Source organism: Geminicoccus harenae (assembly GCF_019800005.1).
In the GTDB taxonomy this organism is placed as follows: Bacteria; Pseudomonadota; Alphaproteobacteria; order Geminicoccales; family Geminicoccaceae; genus Geminicoccus; species Geminicoccus harenae.
Genome location: NZ_JABGCL010000085.1, coordinates 1 through 5,551, shown reverse-complemented (window position 1 = coordinate 5,551; position 5,551 = coordinate 1). Strand labels below are relative to the sequence as shown.

Here is a 5,551-nt window from a genome sequence, read left to right as displayed (position 1 = left end):
AACGCCGATCGGCCCCGCTGTTTTCCAGCGAGGCCTTGTGCATGTCTTGGTTGCGTATTTTGGATGCGGGGAGAGGATTTGAACCTCTGACCTTCAGGTTATGAGCCTGACGAGCTACCGGGCTGCTCCACCCCGCGTCTTGTGTTGGGTGCTGGTGTTTTCCTGGTGCCTTGGTGGGCGGCGTCCTGCTGACCCGGCGGCGACCGACTTTCCCGTGTCTTGAGACACAGTATCATGGGCGCTGCGGGGTTTCACGGCCGAGTTCGGGATGGGATCGGGTGGGACACCCGCGCTGTGACCACCGGGTCGGCAGGACGTCGCTTGGCTTTCCTTTGAGCGCGCCTTTGGGCGCGCGCTTCCTGGTCTACCGGCCGTTCGGCCTGCATGAGCCCAGGAAGCTTCTTTGGAAAGCTTGGACGGTGACTGTGTGTTTTGGGACGTTGGGATGCTCTGGCCTGGCTTGGAGGTGCCGGGCCGATCGCTGGGGTGGGGGATGATGAGGCCGGTCGGGCGATTAGTACCGGTCAGCTGCATGCATTGCTGCACTTCCACTTCCGGCCTATCGACGTGGTGGTCTGCCACGGCCCTGATAGGGAGACGTCGTTTCAAGGTGGGTTTCCCGCTTAGATGCTTTCAGCGGTTATCCCGTCCAGACTTAGCTACCCGGCTGCGCGGCTGGCGCCACGACCGGCCCACCAGAGGTCTGTCCATCCCGGTCCTCTCGTACTAAGGACGGATCCTTTCACGTCTCCAACACCCACGGCAGATAGGGACCGAACTGTCTCACGACGTTCTAAACCCAGCTCACGTACCACTTTAATCGGCGAACAGCCGAACCCTTGGGACCTGCTTCAGCCCCAGGATGTGATGAGCCGACATCGAGGTGCCAAACCACTCCGTCGATGGGGACTCTTGGGAGTGATCAGCCTGTTATCCCCGGCGTACCTTTTATCCGTTGAGCGATGGCCCTTCCACGCGGGACCACCGGATCACTAGGGCCGACTTTCGTCTCTGCTCGAGCCGTCGCTCTTGCAGTCAAGCAGGCTTGTGCCCTTGCACGCAACGGCTGGTTTCCGACCAGCCTGAGCCTACCTTCGCGCGCCTCCGTTACACTTTGGGAGGCGACCGCCCCAGTCAAACTGCCCACCATGCGGTGTCCCCGACCCGGATCACGGGCCAAGGTTAGACATCAAGCGAACCAAGGGTGGTATTTCAAGGACGCCTCCACCCTGGCTGGCGCCAGAGCTTCATAGGCTCCCACCTATCCTACACATGTTCCGCCTAATGCCAGCGCAAAGCTGCAGTAAAGGTGCACGGGGTCTTTCCGTCTGACCGCGGGTACCCCGCATCTTCACGGGGAATTCAATTTCGCTGAGCCGGTATCGGAGACAGTGGGGAAGTCGTTACGCCATTCGTGCAGGTCGGAACTTACCCGACAAGGAATTTCGCTACCTTAGGACCGTTATAGTTACGGCCGCCGTTTACCGGGGCTTCGATTCGGAGCTTGCACCCCTCCTCTTGACCTTCCGGCACCGGGCAGGCGTCAGACCCTATACGTCCTCTTTCGAGTTCGCAGAGCCCTGTGTTTTTAGTAAACAGTCGCCACCCCCTGGCTTGTGCCCCCCGCCGACAGTTGCCTGCCAACGGGGCCCTCTTCTCCCGAAGTTACGAGGGCAATTTGCCGAGTTCCTTCGATACCGTTCTCTCAAACGCCTCGGTATGCTCAACCAGTCCACCTGTGTCGGTTTCGGGTACGGTCTATACGTGGGAGCTGTTTCCTGGACGTCCTTCGCGGCCTGACCAATCCGATAAGGTCAGACAACTTACGGCCGCCGTCACTACCCACAGGCTCAGGAATGTTCACCTGAATTCCCATCGACTACGCCTTTCGGCCTCGCCTTAGGGGCCGGCTCACCCTGCGCGGATTAGCCTTGCGCAGGAACCCTTGGACTTTCGGCGGGAGTGTCTCTCACACTCCTTGTCGCTACTCATGTCAGCATTCGCACTTCCCATACCTCCAGCACCCCTCACGGGATACCTTCACAGGCCTAGGGAACGCTCCGCTACCGCTCAAGTCGAAGACTTGAGCCCGCGGCTTCGGTGCATGGCTTGAGCCCCGTTACATTTTCGGCGCAGGACGTCTATTAGACCAGTGAGCTGTTACGCTTTCTTTAAAGGATGGCTGCTTCTAAGCCAACCTCCTGGTTGTTATGGACTTCCCACATCCTTTACCACTTAGCCATGACTTGGGGACCTTAGCCGGCGATCTGGGCTGTTTCCCTCTTGGCGACGGACCTTAGCACCCGCCGCCTGTCTGCCGTGCTCGAACACTTCGGTATTCGGAGTTTGGTTAGGTTTGGTAAGGCTTGCGCCCCCCTAGCCCATCCAGTGCTCTACCCCCGAAGGTCATACACGACGCGCTACCTCAATAGCTTTCGCGGAGAACCAGCTATCTCCGGGTTTGATTGGCCTTTCACCCCTAGCCACAGGTCATCTCCGTCTTTTTCAACAGACGTGAGTTCGGTCCTCCAGTGGGTGTCACCCCACCTTCAACCTGCCCATGGCTAGATCACCCCGGTTTCGGGTCTACCGCCGCCAACTCAAGCGCCCTTATCAGACTCGCTTTCGCTACGCCTACACCTTGCGGCTTAAGCTTGCTGGCAACGATAACTCGCTGACCCATTATACAAAAGGTACGCCGTCACCCGCCCTTCGATCCGAAGATCGAAGTCAGGCTCCGACTGCTTGTAGGCATCCGGTTTCAGGTTCTGTTTCACCCCCCTTGTCGGGGTGCTTTTCACCTTTCCCTCACGGTACTGGTTCACTATCGGTCGTCGAGGAGTACTTAGGCTTGGAGGGTGGTCCCCCCATGTTCAGACAGGGTTTCACGTGCCCCGCCCTACTCGAGGACCACACCGAACCCCTACCCGTACGGGGCTGTCACCCGCTATGGCCCGCCATTCCAGACGGTTCCGGTTCGTTCGATGTGGCCACTGGCCTGATCCGCGTTCGCTCGCCACTACTAGCGGAGTCTCGGTTGATGTCCTTTCCTCCGGGTACTTAGATGTTTCAGTTCCCCGGGTTCGCCTCCCGTACCTATGAATTCAGTACGGGATACCGCTTTAAAGCGGTGGGTTGCCCCATTCGGAAATTCCGGGATCAACGATCGCTCGCATCTCCCCCGGACTTATCGCAGCGTGCCACGTCCTTCATCGCCTCTCGACGCCAAGGCATTCACCAGATGCCCTTCATTACCTCATCACCACCCCACACCAGCGACCGGCCCGGATGAGCTGACCTTAAAGATCAACCAGCCAAACCCTTCGCTCGGATGCAGAGCCCCACCGGCTCCATGGAGAGAGAGCCGACAGGTATCACCACAAACGTTGAGCATCCCGTGCGTCCCAAACCGGACAACCAGTCAGCCACCTGGTTCAGAAAACCAGAACAGCTGCCCGACCGCCCGGCGGTCACACAGTCAAGGAAAACACCATACGATGACAAACAGCATTCCCAGCAAGGCCAACACCTTGCGGGAAACCATCGTCGCAGGAACAGGCTTATCACCTGTTCCCGGTCCGTGGAGCACTTCATCCCAGAACATCTCATGGCATCGCCACCACCCCGAAAAGGGGCAGTGGTGGGCCCGGGCCGATTCGAACGGCCGACCTCACCCTTATCAGGGGTGCGCTCTAACCGACTGAGCTACGGGCCCGAGCTGCCATGAAACTTTGGAGGGATGTGCGGACGGCGCTCCCCTGAAAGCCAGAACCAGGCAAGCCCGGTCCCTTTTCAGCAGGGAGGCAAGTTTTGCCAGACCCGAAGATCCGGCTTGCTGACCATGTCCTGCCCCCAGAGGTCGCGAGACCCTGACGACAGGAGGTCCAGAAAGGAGGTGATCCAGCCGCAGGTTCCCCTACGGCTACCTTGTTACGACTTCACCCCAGTCGCTGACCCGACCGTGGACGGCTGCCTCCCTTGCGGGTTAGCTTACCGGCTTAAGGTCGAACCAACTCCCATGGTGTGACGGGCGGTGTGTACAAGGCCCGGGAACGTATTCACCGCGGCGTGCTGATCCGCGATTACTAGCGATTCCACCTTCATGCACCCGAGTTGCAGAGTGCAATCCGAACTGAGATGGCTTTTAGGGATTTGCTCGGCCTCGCGACCTGGCTGCCCTCTGTCACCACCATTGTAGCACGTGTGTAGCCCAACTCGTAAGGGCCATGAGGACTTGACGTCATCCCCACCTTCCTCCGGCTTGTCACCGGCAGTCCCCGTAGAGTGCCCAGCCCAACCTGATGGCAACTACGGACAAGGGTTGCGCTCGTTGCGGGACTTAACCCAACATCTCACGACACGAGCTGACGACAGCCATGCAGCACCTGTAACCGCCCCCTTGCGGGACACTGCATCTCTGCAGCTTTAACGGCCATGTCAAGAGTTGGTAAGGTTCTGCGCGTTGCGTCGAATTAAACCACATGCTCCACCGCTTGTGCGGGCCCCCGTCAATTCCTTTGAGTTTTAACCTTGCGGCCGTACTCCCCAGGCGGTGTGCTTAAAACGTTAACTCCGACACCGAGAGACAAGTCCCCCGACATCTAGCACACATCGTTTAGGGCGTGGACTACCAGGGTATCTAATCCTGTTTGCTCCCCACGCTTTCGCGCCTCAGCGTCAGAACCGGACCAGTGAGCCGCCTTCGCCACCGGTGTTCCACCCAATATCTACGAATTTCACCTCTACACTGGGTATTCCACCCACCTCTTCCGGTCTCAAGCCACACAGTATCGAATGCAGTTCCAAGGTTGAGCCTTGGGATTTCACACCCGACTTACATGGCCGCCTACGCGCCCTTTACGCCCAGTAATTCCGAACAACGCTAGCACCCTCTGTCTTACCGCGGCTGCTGGCACAGAGTTAGCCGGTGCTTCTTCTCCGGGTACCGTCATCATCTTCCCCGGCAAAAGGGCTTTACGACCCGAAGGCCTTCATCACCCACGCGGCGTCGCTGGATCAGGGTTGCCCCCATTGTCCAAGATTCCCCACTGCTGCCTCCCGTAGGAGTCTGGGCCGTGTCTCAGTCCCAGTGTGGCCGATCATCCTCTCAGACCGGCTACGGATCGCAGGCTTGGTGAGCCACTACCTCACCAACTACCTAATCCGACGCGGGCCCATCCCAGGGCGTAAACTTTCCCCCAAAGGGCACATCCGGTGTTACCTGCAGTTTCCCGCAGCTATCCCAGACCCCAGGGCAGGTTCCCACGTGTTACTCACCCGTCCGCCACTCACCCATTGCTGAGTGCGTCCGACTTGCATGTGTTAGGCGCGCCGCCAGCGTTCGTTCTGAGCCAGGATCAAACTCTCAGCTTGATCGCTGACCATCCAGGCTACGCAAGGTACCCATCAGGAACCCAAAGGGTTCTCCAATGAACACCAAGATGCACCAGACGATCATCCCCCCAGCCAACAGCCAGAAGAACGCCGCCCGCACATCCCTCCAAAAACGCTCTTTCCAAGCGCTCCACTAAACCAACGATGTCAAACAACA

The 5,551-nt window shown here is 58.9% G+C and carries 2 tRNA genes and 3 rRNA genes; all 5 read right to left on the bottom strand.

The features are described from left to right. Window positions 1–60 precede the first annotated feature (60 nt). A tRNA-Met gene (locus HLA95_RS26590) sits at window positions 61–137 on the bottom strand. 54 nt (window positions 138–191) lie between these two features. Continuing rightward, window positions 192–306 (bottom strand): 5S ribosomal RNA (gene rrf / locus HLA95_RS26585). A 187-nt stretch (window positions 307–493) separates the two neighbouring features. Next, window positions 494–3,261: ribosomal RNA gene (locus HLA95_RS26580) — 23S ribosomal RNA — on the bottom strand. Window positions 3,262–3,638: 377 nt separating this feature from the next. Beyond that, window positions 3,639–3,715 (bottom strand) — tRNA-Ile (locus HLA95_RS26575). 173 nt (window positions 3,716–3,888) lie between these two features. Continuing rightward, window positions 3,889–5,373, bottom strand: a 16S ribosomal RNA gene (locus HLA95_RS26570). The 16S, 23S and 5S rRNA genes sit together here with 2 tRNA genes alongside, the layout of an rRNA operon. Window positions 5,374–5,551: the final 178 nt, after the last annotated feature.